Origin of the sequence: Celeribacter sp. (assembly GCF_048266405.1) — a bacterium.
In the GTDB taxonomy this organism is placed as follows: domain Bacteria; phylum Pseudomonadota; class Alphaproteobacteria; order Rhodobacterales; family Rhodobacteraceae; genus Celeribacter.
The window spans coordinates 389,955-405,437 of record NZ_JBLWZO010000001.1 but is presented as its reverse complement, the minus strand read 5'-3'; the positions used below and the strand labels follow the sequence as shown (position 1 = coordinate 405,437).

General features: G+C 58.0%; 17 protein-coding genes and 1 tRNA gene. 10 read left to right on the top strand and 8 right to left on the bottom strand.

The features are described 5' to 3' along the window. Window positions 1-239 precede the first annotated feature (239 nt). Window positions 240-644, bottom strand: coding sequence for a c-type cytochrome (locus tag ACN0TS_RS02075; RefSeq protein WP_417257652.1), 405 nt, complete (start codon window positions 642-644; stop codon window positions 240-242). A gap of 64 nt (window positions 645-708) precedes the next feature. Beyond that, entirely contained in the window at window positions 709-1,383 is a 675-nt protein-coding gene (lipB, locus tag ACN0TS_RS02070; RefSeq protein WP_417258168.1) for a lipoyl(octanoyl) transferase LipB, read from the bottom strand. 300 nt (window positions 1,384-1,683) lie between these two features. Between lipB and ACN0TS_RS02065 the strand changes: the two genes are divergently transcribed. Both ACN0TS_RS02065 and mnmH read left to right on the top strand, forming a co-directional pair. Next, window positions 1,684-1,770: transfer RNA gene (locus ACN0TS_RS02065), tRNA-Leu, on the top strand. A gap of 193 nt (window positions 1,771-1,963) precedes the next feature. Further along, on the top strand, window positions 1,964-3,013 hold the full coding sequence (mnmH, locus tag ACN0TS_RS02060; protein ID WP_417257651.1) for a tRNA 2-selenouridine(34) synthase MnmH: 1,050 nt from the start codon (window positions 1,964-1,966) through the stop codon (window positions 3,011-3,013). On the opposite strand, the gene selD is transcribed toward mnmH, so the two are convergent. Further along, window positions 2,997-5,204 (bottom strand): selenide, water dikinase SelD, encoded by a 2,208-nt coding sequence (selD, locus tag ACN0TS_RS02055; protein WP_417257650.1) that lies wholly within the window; start codon window positions 5,202-5,204, stop codon window positions 2,997-2,999. The genes mnmH and selD overlap by 17 nt on opposite strands. Window positions 5,205-5,283: 79 nt before the next feature. Beyond that, window positions 5,284-5,859, bottom strand: a complete 576-nt coding sequence (locus ACN0TS_RS02050) for a pyridoxamine 5'-phosphate oxidase family protein (protein ID WP_417257649.1) — start codon at window positions 5,857-5,859, stop codon at window positions 5,284-5,286. A gap of 111 nt (window positions 5,860-5,970) precedes the next feature. On the opposite strand from ACN0TS_RS02050, the gene ACN0TS_RS02045 reads away from it, so the two are divergent. Then, on the top strand, window positions 5,971-7,239 hold the full coding sequence (locus ACN0TS_RS02045) for a glycerate kinase type-2 family protein (RefSeq protein ID WP_417257648.1): 1,269 nt from the start codon (window positions 5,971-5,973) through the stop codon (window positions 7,237-7,239). Window positions 7,240-7,257: 18 nt separating this feature from the next. On the opposite strand, the gene ACN0TS_RS02040 is transcribed toward ACN0TS_RS02045, so the two are convergent. From ACN0TS_RS02040 to ACN0TS_RS02025, 4 genes are all read right to left on the bottom strand, one after another. Then, window positions 7,258-8,283, bottom strand: coding sequence for a YeeE/YedE family protein (locus ACN0TS_RS02040; protein WP_417257647.1), 1,026 nt, complete (start codon window positions 8,281-8,283; stop codon window positions 7,258-7,260). 39 nt (window positions 8,284-8,322) lie between these two features. Continuing rightward, entirely contained in the window at window positions 8,323-8,697 is a 375-nt protein-coding gene (locus tag ACN0TS_RS02035; protein ID WP_417257646.1) for an ArsR/SmtB family transcription factor, read from the bottom strand. 26 nt (window positions 8,698-8,723) lie between these two features. After that, window positions 8,724-9,239 (bottom strand): GlcG/HbpS family heme-binding protein, encoded by a 516-nt coding sequence (locus tag ACN0TS_RS02030; protein ID WP_417257645.1) that lies wholly within the window; start codon window positions 9,237-9,239, stop codon window positions 8,724-8,726. 99 nt (window positions 9,240-9,338) lie between these two features. Next, window positions 9,339-9,764: a hypothetical protein gene (locus ACN0TS_RS02025; protein WP_417257644.1), complete on the bottom strand. Its 426-nt coding sequence runs from the start codon at window positions 9,762-9,764 to the stop codon at window positions 9,339-9,341. 113 nt (window positions 9,765-9,877) lie between these two features. Here ACN0TS_RS02025 and ACN0TS_RS02020 point away from each other — a divergent pair, with 113 nt between their 5' ends. The 7 genes from ACN0TS_RS02020 to soxB all read left to right on the top strand — a co-directional run bounded on the left by ACN0TS_RS02020 (window position 9,878) and on the right by soxB (window position 15,392). Beyond that, a complete protein-coding gene (locus ACN0TS_RS02020) occupies window positions 9,878-10,633 on the top strand; it encodes a cytochrome c biogenesis CcdA family protein (RefSeq protein WP_417257643.1) in 756 nt (251 codons plus the stop codon). 29 nt (window positions 10,634-10,662) lie between these two features. Beyond that, the gene (locus ACN0TS_RS02015) at window positions 10,663-11,262 is read left to right on the top strand and encodes a thioredoxin family protein (protein ID WP_417257642.1); all 600 of its coding nucleotides are present in this window, start codon (window positions 10,663-10,665) and stop codon (window positions 11,260-11,262) included. 148 nt (window positions 11,263-11,410) lie between these two features. Further along, the gene (gene soxX / locus ACN0TS_RS02010; RefSeq protein ID WP_417257641.1) at window positions 11,411-11,884 is read left to right on the top strand and encodes a sulfur oxidation c-type cytochrome SoxX; all 474 of its coding nucleotides are present in this window, start codon (window positions 11,411-11,413) and stop codon (window positions 11,882-11,884) included. A 34-nt stretch (window positions 11,885-11,918) separates the two neighbouring features. Then, a complete protein-coding gene (gene soxY, locus ACN0TS_RS02005; RefSeq protein ID WP_417257640.1) occupies window positions 11,919-12,335 on the top strand; it encodes a thiosulfate oxidation carrier protein SoxY in 417 nt (138 codons plus the stop codon). Window positions 12,336-12,368: 33 nt separating this feature from the next. Next, window positions 12,369-12,698: a thiosulfate oxidation carrier complex protein SoxZ gene (gene soxZ, locus ACN0TS_RS02000; protein ID WP_417257639.1), complete on the top strand. Its 330-nt coding sequence runs from the start codon at window positions 12,369-12,371 to the stop codon at window positions 12,696-12,698. A gap of 30 nt (window positions 12,699-12,728) precedes the next feature. Then, window positions 12,729-13,580, top strand: a complete 852-nt coding sequence (soxA, locus tag ACN0TS_RS01995) for a sulfur oxidation c-type cytochrome SoxA (protein ID WP_417257638.1) — start codon at window positions 12,729-12,731, stop codon at window positions 13,578-13,580. Window positions 13,581-13,694: 114 nt separating this feature from the next. Next, on the top strand, window positions 13,695-15,392 hold the full coding sequence (gene soxB, locus ACN0TS_RS01990; RefSeq protein WP_417257637.1) for a thiosulfohydrolase SoxB: 1,698 nt from the start codon (window positions 13,695-13,697) through the stop codon (window positions 15,390-15,392). The last annotated feature ends 91 nt before the right edge of the window (window positions 15,393-15,483 follow it).

Below are 15,483 nucleotides of genomic sequence, written 5' to 3'. Positions count from 1 at the left end.
AAAAATACGGCTTCTGGCTTGTAATCGGCTCTGCAACTCCCACGCGGAGGGGAGTGACGTGTTCGAATCGTGGCCGAGGCGTGTATGCGCGCGGTGGGTGTTGGGCTTGATGGGAGACTCACATGGAGAAACCGCCGTACCTGATGAGGCACGGCGGTGAACCTTTAACGGATCACTCTCTTTTGTGCGGGCGGGGCGGTGTGCCCGTGGGGGCCGTGATTGGAACGTGGTTCGCGGGATTAGCCCGAAATCGAGGCAAGATAGGCCGCGATATCCGAGGCGTCTTTCAATTTGAACGTCATTTTGGATTTCGCAGCGTCACCGAGTTGTTTTGACAGGAAGGCTTTGGGGTCTGCTGCGTATTCAACGAGCAATTCTTCGGTCCAAACCAGACCCGCTTCGCCTGCGGCAACGATGCTATCGCCGTAGCGGAAACCATCAACAGAGCCTGCGGTTCGTCCGATAACACCAAACAGGTTCGGACCGGTTTTGCCGCCTTTGACAATGACGTTATCCCCGTCGGCGATCATGTGACAGGATTTACATTTTCTGAAATCCTTTTCCCCCTTAGCCACCTCGCCGGCAAAAGTCGCAGAGGCAGAGGCGATGAGAGCTACGGCGGTGAGGGTGAACAACTTAGTCATAGTGAATCTCCAAAACGTGTGCGGTTATCGGCGCAGGCTCTACGCCTCGTTCCCTAAAGATAGGTTACAATTGGTCGTTTGTCGCCTCCTGCGCACCAAACACCTTATCAAACCCGCGTTTGAGCGCCACATCGACGTCGTCCATCGTCACGGGAAGCCCGAGGTCTACCAGTGAGGTCACGCCATGTTCGGTGATTCCGCAGGGCACGATGCCGTCGAAATGGCTCAGGTCAGGTTCAACGTTGATCGACAGCCCGTGAAAGGACACCCATTTGCGGATGCGCAGCCCGATGGCGGCGATTTTATCTTCGGGCTTCGCGCCTGTGACCGTGAGTGGTTTGTCGTCACGCACAACCCACACGCCCACACGTCCCTCGCGAATTTCACCGTGGACGTTGAATTCTTCGAGCGCGGCAATCACCCAGGCCTCCATATCGGCCACGAACTTGCGCACGTCCTTGCCGCGTTTGCCGACATCGAGCATGGCATAGGCCACGCGCTGCCCCGGGCCGTGGTAGGTATATTGCCCGCCGCGTTTGCTCTCGTAGACGGGAAAGCGGTCAGGGTCGACGAGGTCTTCGATCTTGGCCGATGTGCCCGCAGTATAGAGTGGCGGGTGTTCGACGAGCCAGATCAACTCATCAGCCTCGCCCCGCGCAATCGCTTCGGCGCGGGCCTCCATTTGGGCCACGGCGTCGTCGTAATCGGTTAGTCCAGTTGCAATGTGCCATTCGACCATAGCCGTAATTCCTTTTAGCGTGGCCACAGCCGCGCCTGCTTGTGTGTCTTGTCGTGCGTATTATCCGTCGCGCCGTTCAAATGGCATGATGGACGGGGGATTGTCCAGTTCACCCGCGCCCGATGTTTCCGGATCGCAGCCCTTGTGATCATTGGGCGTGGATCGGGTTAATCCCTATGTGCGTTGGGCCTGAAATGGGGAGCAAAGCCCGCGTCAGAACTTTCCCCGAAAAAACTTCGAAATAGTGCTTGCGGCTCGTTTGAACATTCATTAGAGAACCCCTCACCAAGTCAAGACAGTGCGGTCGTGGCGGAATTGGTAGACGCGCAGCGTTGAGGTCGCTGTGGGGTAACACCCGTGGAAGTTCGAGTCTTCTCGACCGCACCATTGAACAAGATTAAGCCTCTGCTTTCGCAGGGGTTTATTTTTTGGGTAAATGTCAGTCCCACAGCCAGTCCCACCATTCGGCGGGGCTTTTCTTTTGAGAGGAAAAGCGGGCTTTTTGCATAAAGAGCATGTTTGGGATGGGACATTGATCTGGCCCCTGTTCGCATAACGTGAAAGTGGCTAAACATTTCGTATGACCCAAGTTTTTACATCCATCTCTGATTTCCTCGCAGCGCCCTTTGATACGCTCATTGACGTGCGTGCCCCTGCCGAATTTGCTGAGGATCATGTCCCTGGTGCGATCAACCTGCCTGTTCTGGATGACGACGAACGGGCGCGGGTTGGCACCATCTATGTGCAGCAATCGCCCTTTCTGGCCCGCAAGGTCGGTGGCGCATTGGTGGCGCGCAATGCAGCGGCGCATATCGAGGGGCCGCTTGCCGACTTTGAGGGGAACTGGAAGCCGCTTGTCTATTGTTGGCGTGGCGGACAGCGATCGAACTCTTTTGCGACAATCCTGCGCCAGATCGGATGGCGCGTGGAGGTGGTTGAAGGCGGATACAAATCGTGGCGGCGCTTGGTGGTCAAAAGCCTCTATGATGATCCGTTGCCCCACAAATTTGTGTTGATCGACGGCTACACAGGCACGGCCAAAACGGACCTGATTGCCCGCGTCAAAGCTCAAGGCGGGCAGGTGATTGACCTCGAAGGTCTAGCCAATCATCGCGGTTCGGTGTTTGGCAATATGGGTCAACAGCCTGCGCAAAAGGCGTTCGAGAGTGCTCTGGCGGTAGAATTGTCCAAACTTGATCCGAGCAAGCCGACATTGGTGGAGGCCGAAAGTTCGCGTATCGGACAACTTTATGTGCCTGCTTCCATCTGGGCCGTGATGTGTGCTGCCCCCCGTATTGAGGTCACAGCTTCTCTTTCGAGCCGTGCGATCTACCTTGCTCAGGCTTATGCCGATATTGTTCAGGATGCCCAACTGCTTGAGGATTTGCTGACCAAACTCATTCCGCTTCAGGGCTATGAGCGGGTCGAGGCGTGGAAAGATCTCGCGCGGGCGGGAAATTTTGTTGATCTCGCGGGCGGCCTGATGGCGCAGCACTACGACCCGCGCTACAAACGGTCCCGCGCCAAACATGCGCCCGTAGTCTCGGCTACGATAGATTTGTGCAGCATGGATGAGGCGGCACGGGATCAGGCCGCCGAACAGGTAATCAAGGTTATGAACGCGCTTTAAGGGCGACACCGCCCTCTGAGGTAGGCTCTGTGATTTCTCCAATGATTGCCGCATTGTATCCGGCTTTGTTTAACTTCTTGGTCAGATTTTCCGCGCCACCGTTTCCGACGCAGGCGAGCAGTCCGCCAGCGGTTTGGGGATCGAATAACAGATCGGCCATTGCATCGTTTGGGCCGTCATATTCGGCGGCATAGGCGCGATTGGCGGGTAGGATGGTGGATGCCACGCCCGCCTGTGACAGGCCTAACGCGCCGTCCAGAAGCGGAATGCGTGACAGCGTGAGCGTCGCACTCACGCCGCTTGCGCGACAGATACCGAGCAAATGCCCCGCAAGACCAAACCCCGTCACATCCGTCATTGCATGTGCGCCACTCAAGATACGGGCAGCCTCGCCAGAGGACTGCGCCATTGAGGCATAGGCCGTGGCGACATCGCGCCCGTTGGCTTGCATCGCCATTTCGGCAGCGAGCAGAACGCCTGTGCCGATGGGTTTGGTGAGAATGATCTGATCGCCCACCTTCGCGCCCGAAAGCGTTATGGGCGCGTCGGCCAATCCCGTGACGGTAAATCCGATGGAAAACTCCGCGCCCATAGAGGTATGCCCGCCGATGATCTCCGCACCCTCGGCGGCAAAGATTGCGCGGGCGGCGCTCATGATTTCGGACAGCCATGCCTCTTGGAGCGGGGGAGAGAGGCGCGGCAGGGTCACGGTGGCCAGTGCCGATTGCGGTGCGGCCCCCATCGACCAGACATCGCCCAAGGCATGAATGGCGGTGATCCGTGTCATCAACACAGGGTCGGGGATGAAGGACCGTAGATGATCGACAGAGATCACTTGTCGTGGTCCGCCGTAGGCTTCGCCGTGGGTCAGCACGGCGGCGTCATCGCCCGCAAGGCGGATCACATCGGTGCGTTCCGTTTCGGTTTCCTCGCGAAGCACGCGGGAGAGAACATCACCGCCCACTTTGGCACCGCAAGCCCCGCACATCGGCTTTTTGCCCTCGACTTCATCGCGCAGTCCGGCGGCGACGACATCGGGTAGGACGGGCGGGCGCATGGGCTTGAGGTCTTTGAGGCCCGCCATGAATTTGCGGTCGATACTATCTTTCCATCGCCACATCGCAGCACCCTTGAGGCGTAATCCGTTCTTGTCGGCCAGTGCCGCCTTGCCACCAAGCGAGATCAGTTTGAGGTAATCCTTTTGCGGGTGATACAGGCTCTTTTTGACCTTGCCGCGTTGCTCGGACAGTAAAATGCGCAGGTTGTCGAACAGCACGGACGCCTCTCGCACAGCAAACACGCCCGCTTTCGGGCGCGGGGCATGGGCAAGGTGGGCGCAGTCCCCCACGGCGAAAATGGTGGGGTCGGAGGACTGCAATGTGGGACCAACGCGCACGTAGCCCTGCACGATGGTTAGATCGGTTTCTTCGAGCCAGTCATAGGGGCGTGCGCCTGCCGCGCCGAGGGTGAAGTGGGATTGGATGGTGCTGCCATCGGTCAGGGTCAGGCTGTCCGCTTCGATCTTACCCACAGCGGTGTTGGGCAACAGCGTCACACCAGCGTCGTTCAGGGCGTTCAAAAGGGCGCGGCGTGTTGGTGCGCGGAATTCTTCCAATATCTCGCCACGATCAATCAATGTGACGCTGAGGCCATCGGTGCCCTTGAGCGCATGGGCCATCGCCATGGCCAGTTCGGCCCCTGCAACACCGCCGCCGATGACGCACATGTGCGGTGGCGTTTCGCCCGCGCGGACCAAGGCGCGGTAGCTGTCCCATTGTGTCGCAAAGCGCTCAAGCGGTTTGGCGGGAATGCCGTGTTCGGAAAATCCCTCAAGGTCGGGCATGGCCGAGGTGATGCCAATATCAATCGAGGCCACATCGTAATGAATGGGCGGACGCCCTTCGACGTGGATCAGCTTGCGCTTGCGGTCGATCCCCGTGGCGCGCCCCAAGACGGCGCGTGCGCCTGCAAACCGTGCCAGTCGCAAAATGTCGAGTTCCAGATCCGTGCGGGTGTAATGCCCTGCGACAAAACCCGGTAACATGCCGGAATAGGCGGCAACGGGTCCCGGATTGATGACCGTTACCCGTACGCCCGCAAGGGGCTTCATCCCCCAGCGTTTAAGGACAAGCGCGTGGGTATGCCCGCCGCCAATCAGCACGAGGTCACGGGTCAGGGGGAGGTCTTGCATAGTGTCGGCTTTCTGTGGTGCATCACGTCAGTGTGCCACGTTCGGACTTCGAGAGCGTTAACATCGCCTGTTTGCCCGCTTAGGGCGCTTGCCATTGCCCGCGCCATCCGTCGCGCCGTTCGTAAAAGGCGCGGGTGTGGGTGGGGCGGTTGAGCGAGACGACATCCATTGTGTCGACGGTCATACGCAAGATCGCAAAGCGTGCGGCATCGGGGCTGCGTGTATAGGCGTCGGGGGCGTTGATGGGCGTTCCCGGTTTCGGGGTGACGCCATAATCGGGCAGGGCGCTATCGCTTAGGCCAGCCCATGCGTCTTGGGCCATTGGCCCCTCAATGACTGCAACCGTGCCGCGCAGACGCAGTTGCAACAAGACATCTTCGCGCCAGAGCGTCAGGGCCGCGCGCGGATCGGCGGCGATTTCGTCGCATTTGCGGGTGGCTGCGTCGGTGACAATATCAAGCGTGCATCTCGCAGGGTCGGCAGCCCGTAGCACCACGCCGCGGGCTTCAGGGGCACCATCCGCACCTATCGTGGCCAAATTGGCCAGCCGCGCATCCACACGGGCGGACACGGTTTGAGGGAGGAGTACCCCCCAACTTGCGTTGAAGAGTTGGGCGAGGTCGTGGGTCCAAGTGGGTAAATCTGCATCATTCATGCAAAGACCCTGCCGTGTGGGGCGCTGGGATGCAAGTGTTCTGGACGTTGCCGCATCAGGCGCTACAGTTGTGCATATGACCGTAATCAATGCCTCCGTGCGATCGAGCTTATGAAACCCACCGTTTCCGACCTCCCCCCCGAGTCTTCCGACCCTGCCACCACCCAGATGCGTCAGAGAGCGCTAAAACTGTTCGAGGTCGGGGTGGAAGAGGCCGATCCCGCGCGTGCGGTTGAGGCAGCTTTGAAAGGGCGCAGCTTTCACAATCCGCTCGTGATCGCAATTGGCAAGGCGGCACGCGCGATGGCCGAGGCTGCCATGCGCCATGTCACGGCGGATATGGTTGTGGTCGTCACAAATTATGAAAACGCCTCGCCGCTGAAGGGCGCAGAGGTCCATGCGGCGAGCCACCCTGTGCCCGATATCCAAGGCGCGCGCGCTGCCCTGCGCGTGGAACAGGTTCTGGCCCATGCCAAGGGGGAAGTTCTGGCGCTGATCTCCGGGGGCGGTTCGGCCTTGTTGCCTGCGCCCGTGACGGGGGTGAGCCTTGAGGAAAAGGCCGAAGTGAACCGTCTTTTGATCGGGTCTGGCGCCGACATTGTAACGGTCAATCTCGTGCGCCAACACCTGTCGCGGCTCAAGGGGGGCGGGATTTTGCGGGCGGCCTATCCGTCCAAAGTCACCACATTGGTCTTGTCCGATGTGGTCAACGATGATCTTCGCGCCATTGCCTCGGGTCCAACAGTTTCACCGATTGGCACGCCGCAAGAGGCCGTAGCGGCGCTGAAAGACTTTGATCTTTGGGACCGTTTGCCCGCTTCGGTGCGCAGTCATTTGTCACAAGATTTGCCTGACATGGGGGATTTGCCCGAAGGGGAAATCGAGTTGATTGGCTCTAATGCCCGTTCCCTGGCCGCGATGGCGCGGGCAGCGGGGGGCGGCGTGGCCCACGGCGTGCATGTCTTTCCTATCCCGCTTGAGGGCGATGTGGCCCATGCGGCAGAGGTGGTTGTGGATTGTGTGACGCAAAAGGGCATCTACCTGTTTGGCGGCGAAACCACGGTCAAGATCAAGGGCGAGGGGCTTGGTGGCCGCAATCAGGAACTGGCGCTGCGCGTGGCGCAACTGGCCGCTGCGCGCGGGATAACGGACTATGTGTTCCTGTCGGGCGGAACGGACGGGCGCGATGGGCCGACAGATGCTGCGGGTGGATTGGTCGATGATGGCACGCTTGCGCGAATGGCGGCGGCGGGAGTTGATATCGACGACATTCTGGCCCGCAATAACAGTTATCACGGCCTTGATGCGGCTGGGGATTTGCTCAAAATCGGGCCGACGGGCACCAATGTGGCCGACCTACAGGTGTTCATCAAAGCCTGAGTTGAGCCGTGTCGCGCCTTAGCGGGCGAAGGAAATTCCGTAGATCAACTGGCGCAGTCCAAGGGCGGCTCCCGCGATGATGGATATCATGGTGACGGGGGCGGAGTAGGCCAGAACCGACATCGCAGACAGGCCCTGCCCAACGGTGCAGCCAAAGGCAACGACCGCGCCCACGCCCATAAATGCCGCGCCAAGGATCTGACGTTTTAATTCGCGTGGATCTTCGCAGGCTTCCCATCTGAAATGGCCTTTGAACAAAGAGCCGATCGCAGCCCCGACTAGCACACCTGCAACCGAGCCGACACCGAAGTTGAGCGAGGTGGCCGAGGAGGTCATCACGTAGAACATCGCATCTCCAATGGGGGCGGCGAAGGTGTGGGAGACAACGGGTTCGGCTTCGAATGCGGCGATTGATAGCCACGCCGTGCCCGCCCATCCCGACACCACTGCCAAGCCGACGACCGCGCCCCACAGGATGAGTTTGCCATTGGCGCGAAAGGCTTTTGACCACAGCGACACCACGAGGACGAGGGTGCCTGCGATATAGGGCGACAGGCCCCAGTGCATGAGTGAGGGCGTTGTCGCTGCGGGGGCAGGCGGGAACAGGGAGACGCGTAGCGCTGCGAGGGGGCCGTTGAGGGTGACATAAGTGGCCAAGCCCATAACGATGACGATGACGAAGTTGCGCAGATCACCGCCGCCCAATCGCGCCAAAGCGCCAAAGCCGCAGTTGCCTGCAAGCGCCATGCCATAGCCAAACAGCAGTCCGCCACCGATGGAGGCGAGCGGATACCATTTCATTGAGAGATAGGTGGACATGGAGGGATCGAACAGACCTGTGGAGATCATTACCCCCGTGCCGATCATGGCCACGCCGATGGCCACGCCCCACTGGCGGGCCCGCAAATCAGATCCTTGGTACAGGGCATCTTCGATAGCGCCCATAGAGCAGAACCGTCCCAAACGGGCGGCAAGCCCTAACAATAGGCCGCCAAACAGGCCGATCAGGGCTGCGATTGTTCCGGGTTCGAATGTGTCGAGCACTGTGTGACCTCCCCAAGTCAAAAGGAGAGACCCGCAGATTTACGTCGCGGGTGTCGCCTTGTCAGCATCTACGGAACAGAACATTTCATAGATCACTTCGAGAATGCGTTTGGGGCGATCATCCGTCAAGGAGTAGTAAATCGCCTTACCCTCGCGGCGTGGTGTCACCAGACCCTCAAGGCGCAACCGCGCCAATTGTTGGCTCACCGCAGCTTGTCGTGCGGAGAGCAACTCTTCGAGTTCCGTGACGGATTTTTCGCCCGTTACCAGATGGCACAAGATCATCAGACGCCCCTCGTGGCTCAAGGCCTTGAGCAGTTGCGAGGCATCACACGCATTGCTCATAATGAGGTCCATGTCCTCGGAGGACATGTCGGGTGTGATGGTGGGCAATGAAGACGATTGATGATCCATACGCACGCCAGCGGTCTCACTTCTGTTTAGAATGCAATCTCATCCAGGATTGCGTCTATTCCTGCCTCGGCACATTCCGCGTCCAGATCCGGACCGGGCGCGCCCGAGACACCAATTCCCGCTACTATAGAGCCTGCCGCTTCAATCACAAGCCCGCCGCCAAGTGCAAGTGGCTCGGTCAGGTCGCGGATGCCGGACATCATTTCCCCGGGAGCGGTCAGCTCGCCCAGTGATAGCGTGTCGGTGCGAAAGGCGACGGAGGTCCATGCTTTGCGGCGTGCGGTTTCAAACACGTGCAGACCTGCGAAACGATCACGCACATAGGCCTGTGGCAGGCCGAAACGATCCACCACCATCACGCCAACCTGATAGCCCGCGTCGCGGCAGGCCTCCATCGCAGCTGTTGCGGCGGTCAGGGCGACCTCGGGTTTGAGAACCTGAAAGGTGACAAAGGCGCTGTCCTCGTCTTGGGCCGATGCAGGTGCAACGGCGGGGAGGGCGAGGGAGAGGGCCACGAGAGCGGCAGAGGCGATACGGGTCATTGTTGGTCTCCTTTGAGGGCTATGTCCGCGCCGTTGGTTGGCGGGTCGAGATCAAATGGTCGAGATCGTCTTGGGGTCGTCCTTTGGTCAGGCGCCGGATCAGTTCGAGGCGGGCGCCTGCGTGTTGTCGCGGTCGACAGCAGTGGGGGCTGCGGCGAGGGCATCGGGGTCATAATCGGTGTGGTCACGAAGAATCACTGTCATCATCGACCAGAATAGATCCTCGCCGCCATATCCCTCAATACGGGTCAACTCCTGTCCCTCATCGACCAGAACAAAGGTCGGTGTCAGCACGGGGCGAGAGGTGAATTTGACGTCCTCCGGCCGATCTGTGATATCCATGCGGCGCAAGGGGGCAAAGCTTCCCTCGGGTGTTTTGGGATAAATTGGCGCGATTTCGTCATTCCAACGGGCGCAATAGGCACAGCCTTCGCGTTCGACCATAATCAATTCCATCGCCTGCGCGGGCAGGGTGGTCAGGGAGAGAAGGATGGCGGACCCGAGGGCCGTAATTTTAAACCACATTGGATTGTCCAGTTGACGGCTGCGATACAAACAACATAATTTGAATGTGTGAATGACACAAGGCGCGCTTGAGTTGCGCCCGTGGGACGATAGCCCACTTCGGGAGGACATCAATGTTAGACGTTAGTTTTATTTCGGCCTTTTTAGGCGGGCTTGTGGTGTTTTTTTCGCCCTGCATCCTGCCGATCGTGCCTTTTTATCTTTCTTATATGGCAGGTGTCGGCATGGGAGAAATCCGCGCCGATGGTGAATTGGCTGCGGGCGTGCGCAAACGCGCGATTGCCTCTTCGATCATGTTTTCGCTCGGTATTATTACTGTTTTCGTATTGCTCGGTGCCGCCGCGTTTTCATTGTCGCAGGCGTTTCGCTCTTATCAGGATGTGTTTCGCATCGGCGCGGCGCTCATTGTGTTTGTCATGGGGCTGCACTTTCTCGGTGTGATCAAAATCGGCTTTTTGAACCGTCAGTTTCAAGTGAGTGGTGGCGATGTCACGAAGATGAACGTGTGGTCGTCCTATGTCATCGGTCTGGCCTTTGCCGCAGGGTGGACGCCCTGTGTCGGTGGTATCCTGACCGCTGTGGTGTTTACCGCTTCTGTCGAGGAGACGGCGTTGCGCGGTCTGGGGTTGATGTTGGTGTTTGGCGTCGGGATGACGCTGCCTTTTGTGATCGCGGCGGTGTTTATCAAGCCGTTCCTGAAATTCGCGGCCAAGTTCCGTCGCCATTTGCCAAAAGTCGAAAAGCTGATGGGCGTTTTTCTGATCTTGTTCGCACTGTTGATCGTGACAAATTCGGTCAATCTGATCGCCGCTTGGTTGCTCGAAACCTTTCCGGCCTTTACCAAAATCGGGTCATCAGGCTCGCTTTGAGACCCCACCTAGATATACGGGAGACACACATGTTTCATCTCGCACGACGCACATTTATCGCCGCAGGTATTATTGCCCTGTCAGGGCTTCCTGCCTTTGCCCAAGAGTTGGGCGACGACGGCTTGCATAAGGCTCCGTGGCAGCGCGAAACCTTCAAGGATCTGCGCGAAGACCTCGAGGAGGCCAACGCCGAGGGCAAGCGCCTGTTGGTGATGATTGAACAACGCGGCTGTATCTACTGCAAGAAAATGCACGAAGAGGTCTATGTCGACCCTGAGATTTCAGCGCTGCTCGAAGATCGTTTCTTTGTCGTTCAAATCAACATGTTTGGTGATGTCGAAGTAACAGATTTTGATGGGGAGATTCTGTCGGAAAAGGATATGGTGTCGAAGTGGAATGTGCTATTTACACCAACGAATCTTTATTTCCCTGAAGAGGTCGAAGAGGGTGTCTCAGCCCCTGCCGCTGCGGTCGCAAGTGTGCCGGGTGCCTTTGGTCGTCTCACCACTTACAACATGATGCGCTGGGTGCTTGATAAGGAATACGAAGGCGACGAGCCGTTCCAAAAGTACCACGCCCGTCAGGTCGTAAAGCAACAAGAGACGGGTAAACTCGACGTCTCGGAATGACCTCAATGGGGATCGCTACAGACAATGACGTTCGCAAAATTCGTTTTTTTGAATTTGTTCTTGCGCGTCTGCGAAATGGTGCGCTACGGTATGCTCAAGAAAAGAGCGCATACTTAAGCGTAATAAAAACAAGTCTTAGGGAGGAGACATGAAACGCATTGCAACCACATTCGCTGCACTTTGCCTCACGGCAACCGCAGCTACGGCCGAGGTCGCCCCAACAGACGTGATGTTCGAGGACGGCGCAATTGCCGAATCTCTGACGGGCGCTGCCGGGAATGCCGAAAACGGTCGTAAGATCATGACCAGCAAATCCTTGGGCAACTGCGTGTCGTGTCACGCCGCTGAAGCCTACGCGGATGTGCCATTCCAAGGCGAAGTTGGTCCGATCCTTGATGGGGCAGGCTCACGTTGGACCGAAGCAGAATTGCGCGGTCTTGTGGCAAACCCCAAGATGACATTTGAGGGCACGATCATGCCTGCCTTCTACAAAGTTGATGGTTTTACCCGTCCGGGTGACGCCTACACAGGTAAAGCCGCTCCGGCTGATCTGCCACCGCTTCTGTCTGCGGCACAGATCGAGGATGTGGTCGCCTATCTCATGACGCTCAAAGACGAATGATCGTCTGGAATTTTACGAAAACGAGGACTAACCCATGAAACTCACACGACGTGACGCTCTGGCTCTCGGCCTTGGTGCAACGGCAGCTTCCTTGCTCCCGTTTCGCGCGTATGCCGCAGCCGACGAAGCTATCGCCGCATTCACCGGCGGTTCCGAAATGGGGGAGGGTGGTATCACTCTGACCGCACCTGAAATCGCTGAAAACGGCAACACGGTTCCCGTGTCCGTTGATGCGCCCGGTGCCACATCCATTCTTCTTTTGGCAACCGGCAACCCGACGCCTGGTGTTGCGACCTTTAACTTTGGTCCTCTCGCAGGTTCGCAAGCGGCATCTATTCGTATCCGCCTCGCAGGGACACAGGACGTTGTCGCAATCGCCAAGATGGCTGACGGTTCCTTCGTGAAAGCAACATCCACTGTCAAAGTGACCATCGGCGGCTGTGGCGGCTGATCGGTTCACCGACTTATCTAGGAGACATATACAATGGCATCTGGTGTAAAACCCCGCGTTAAAGTCCCGAAGTCGGCTGCTGCTGGCGACGTGATCACCATCAAAACCCTGATCTCGCACCCCATGGAGTCGGGTCAGCGCAAAGATGGCGACGGCAACATCATTCCACGCTCGATCATCAACCGTTTCACCTGTGAGTTTAACGGCGAATCTGTCATCGACGTGACGCTTGAGCCCGCTGTATCGACCAACCCCTATGTTGAATTCGATGCGAAGGTTCCTGAGGCCGGTGATTTCAAATTCACATGGTACGACGATGATGGGTCCGTTTACGAGGAAACAAAATCGATCAGCGTCGGCTAAATTAGCCACGTGCTCAGGGAGGAGAAACGCATGAAAAAAACAACACTCAGCACTGTGGCTGTATTTGCAGCCCTCACGTTCGCGGCGCCTGTCGTCGCGGATGAGGACGCCGAACTGGTGATCAATGGCGAGATCGAGATCGTCACGAAAACCGAAGCCGCAGCGCACCTCGACGGCCACCTCGACGAGGTTATGTCTGGTTGGCGCTTCCGCTCCGATGACACACAAGCCATGCAGATGGATGACTTCGATAATCCGGGGATGCTTGGTGCCGAAGCGGGGTTCGATTTGTTCGAGACCGCATGGGGCTCCGAAGGGAAATCCTGTGCTGACTGTCACGATGGTCCTGAAAGCCTCTCTGACGTCCGTGCAACCTATCCTAAGTGGAACGAGGACGCCGGCGAAGTGCGTACCATCCAGATGCAGATCAACGACTGCCTCACCACGAACATGGGCGCGGAAGCTGAAAAGTATGACAGCGGTAAAATGCTGAATCTGGAAGCGATGCTGGCGTCAGTTGCGCGCGGCAAACCTGTTAATGTCGCCATTGACGGGCCTGCTGCGGAGACGTGGGAAAAGGGTAAAGAGATGTACTATACCCGTTACGGCCAGTTGGAATTGTCCTGTGCAAACTGCCACGAGGACAACTACGGCAATCTGATCCGCGCGGACCACCTGTCCCAAGGTCAGGTCAACGGCTTCCCGACCTACCGTCTGAAAAACGCGAAACTTAACGGTATTCACTCGCGCTTCAAAGGCTGCATTCGTGATACCCGTGCCGAGACATTCAGCCCTGGTTCGCCCGAGTTCGTGGCGCTTGAGCTTTACGTCGCATCGCGTGGCAACGGCCTTTCGGTCGAAGGCCCGTCGGTTCGTAACTAAACCAATGAGGGCCCCGCCTTTCCGATGAGAAGGGTGGGGTTTTCTGCTCTCGAATACATTCAAAATTACGCATAGGTCGCGACGCGGCCTTGCCAATCAAACGGAGCAACGCGCATGATTTCCCGCCGCGATTTCCTTCAGGTCTCTATGGCCGCCTCTGCAATGGTCGGGGCTTCCGGCTTTGGCAATTGGTCCCGCCTTGCGGCGCAACAGACGTTGACCCAAGATCAACTGCTCGATTTTGACACCTACGGCAATGTGTCCCTGATCCACGTCACCGATATTCACGCACAGCTCAAACCGATCTATTTCCGCGAGCCGTCGATCAATATCGGCGTTGGCGACAACAAGGGCGCGGTTCCCCATGTCACGGGGGCGGATTTCCGCAAGCTCTATGGCATTGAGGATGGATCTCCCTCTCATTATGCGCTGTCCTCCGGGGATTTTGCCGCTTTGGCAAAGGGCTATGGCAAGGTTGGTGGTTTGGATCGTGTGGCGACCGTGATCAATTCGATCCGCGCGGCACGTCCCGATGCGTTGCTGTTGGATGGCGGTGACACGTGGCACGGCTCCTACACCTGTTTCCACACCCAAGGCCAAGATATGGTCAACGTGATGAACGCGCTCAAGCCTGACGCGATGACCTTCCACTGGGAGTTCACACTCGGCTCCGACCGCGTTCGCGAAGTTGTGGCCGATCTGCCGTTCGCGGCTCTTGGCGCCAATATCTATGACGCCGAGTGGGATGAACCCGCCGAAGATTTCGCACCTTACAAGTTCTTTGAACGCGGTGGTGTGAAGATCGCCGTGATCGGTCAGGCCTTCCCCTATATGCCGATTGCCAACCCTGGTTGGATGTTCCCCGAATACTCCTTCGGTATCCGCACAGAACGGATGCAAGAGGTGGTGGACGAGGTCAAAGCCCAAGGCGCAGGCCTCGTGGTCTTGCTGTCGCACAACGGTTTTGACGTCGACAAAAAGATGGCCTCTTTGGTGAGCGGCATCGACGTGATCCTGACGGGCCACACCCACGATGCGCTGCCCGAGCCAGTGCTTGTGGGCGAGACGATCCTGATCGCCTCTGGTTCCAACGGTAAATTCGTCAGTCGAGTCGATCTTGATGTGCGCGATGGTCAGATGATGGGCTTCCGTCACAAGCTGATCCCGATCTTCTCCGATGTGATCGAGCCCGACAAAGAGGTCGCCGCTCTCATTGATGAGCAGCGTGCGCCGTATCTGGACGATATGACCGAAGTGGTCGGCGAGACCGATAGCCTTCTGTATCGTCGTGGGAACTTCAACGGCACATGGGACAACCTGATCTGTGACGCCCTGATCGAGCAGCGCGAGGCGGATATTGCCATGTCGCCCGGCGTGCGTTGGGGGCCAAGCCTGATCCCCGGTGACAAGATCACCCGCGAAGACATTTGGAACGCCACCTCGATGACCTATGGCAAGGCGTATCGCTCGGAGATGACCGGCGAGTTTATCCATACGATTATGGAGGACGTGGCCGACAACATCTTCAACCCCGACCCCTACTACCAACAGGGCGGCGACATGGTGCGGATGGGTGGCCTTGGCTATACCATCGACGTTACCAAACCGCAGGGCGAGCGGATCACCGACATTACGATGCTCAACACGGGCGAGAAACTCGATCCTGCAAAGACCTATGTCGTCGCAGGCTGGGCCTCGGTCAACGAGGGAACAGAAGGCCCCGAGATTTGGGACGTCGTGGAGGATCACATCCGCGCCAAGGGCACCGTTACGGCAGAGGAAAACACCTCCGTCAAGGTGCTCGGTCTCTAACACATATCCAATCCGTCCCGCGTCCTACCAAGGGGCGCGGGGCGGATTTTTCGCCGCAGATTCATTCACATAGCTGAATGACAGAATTTAA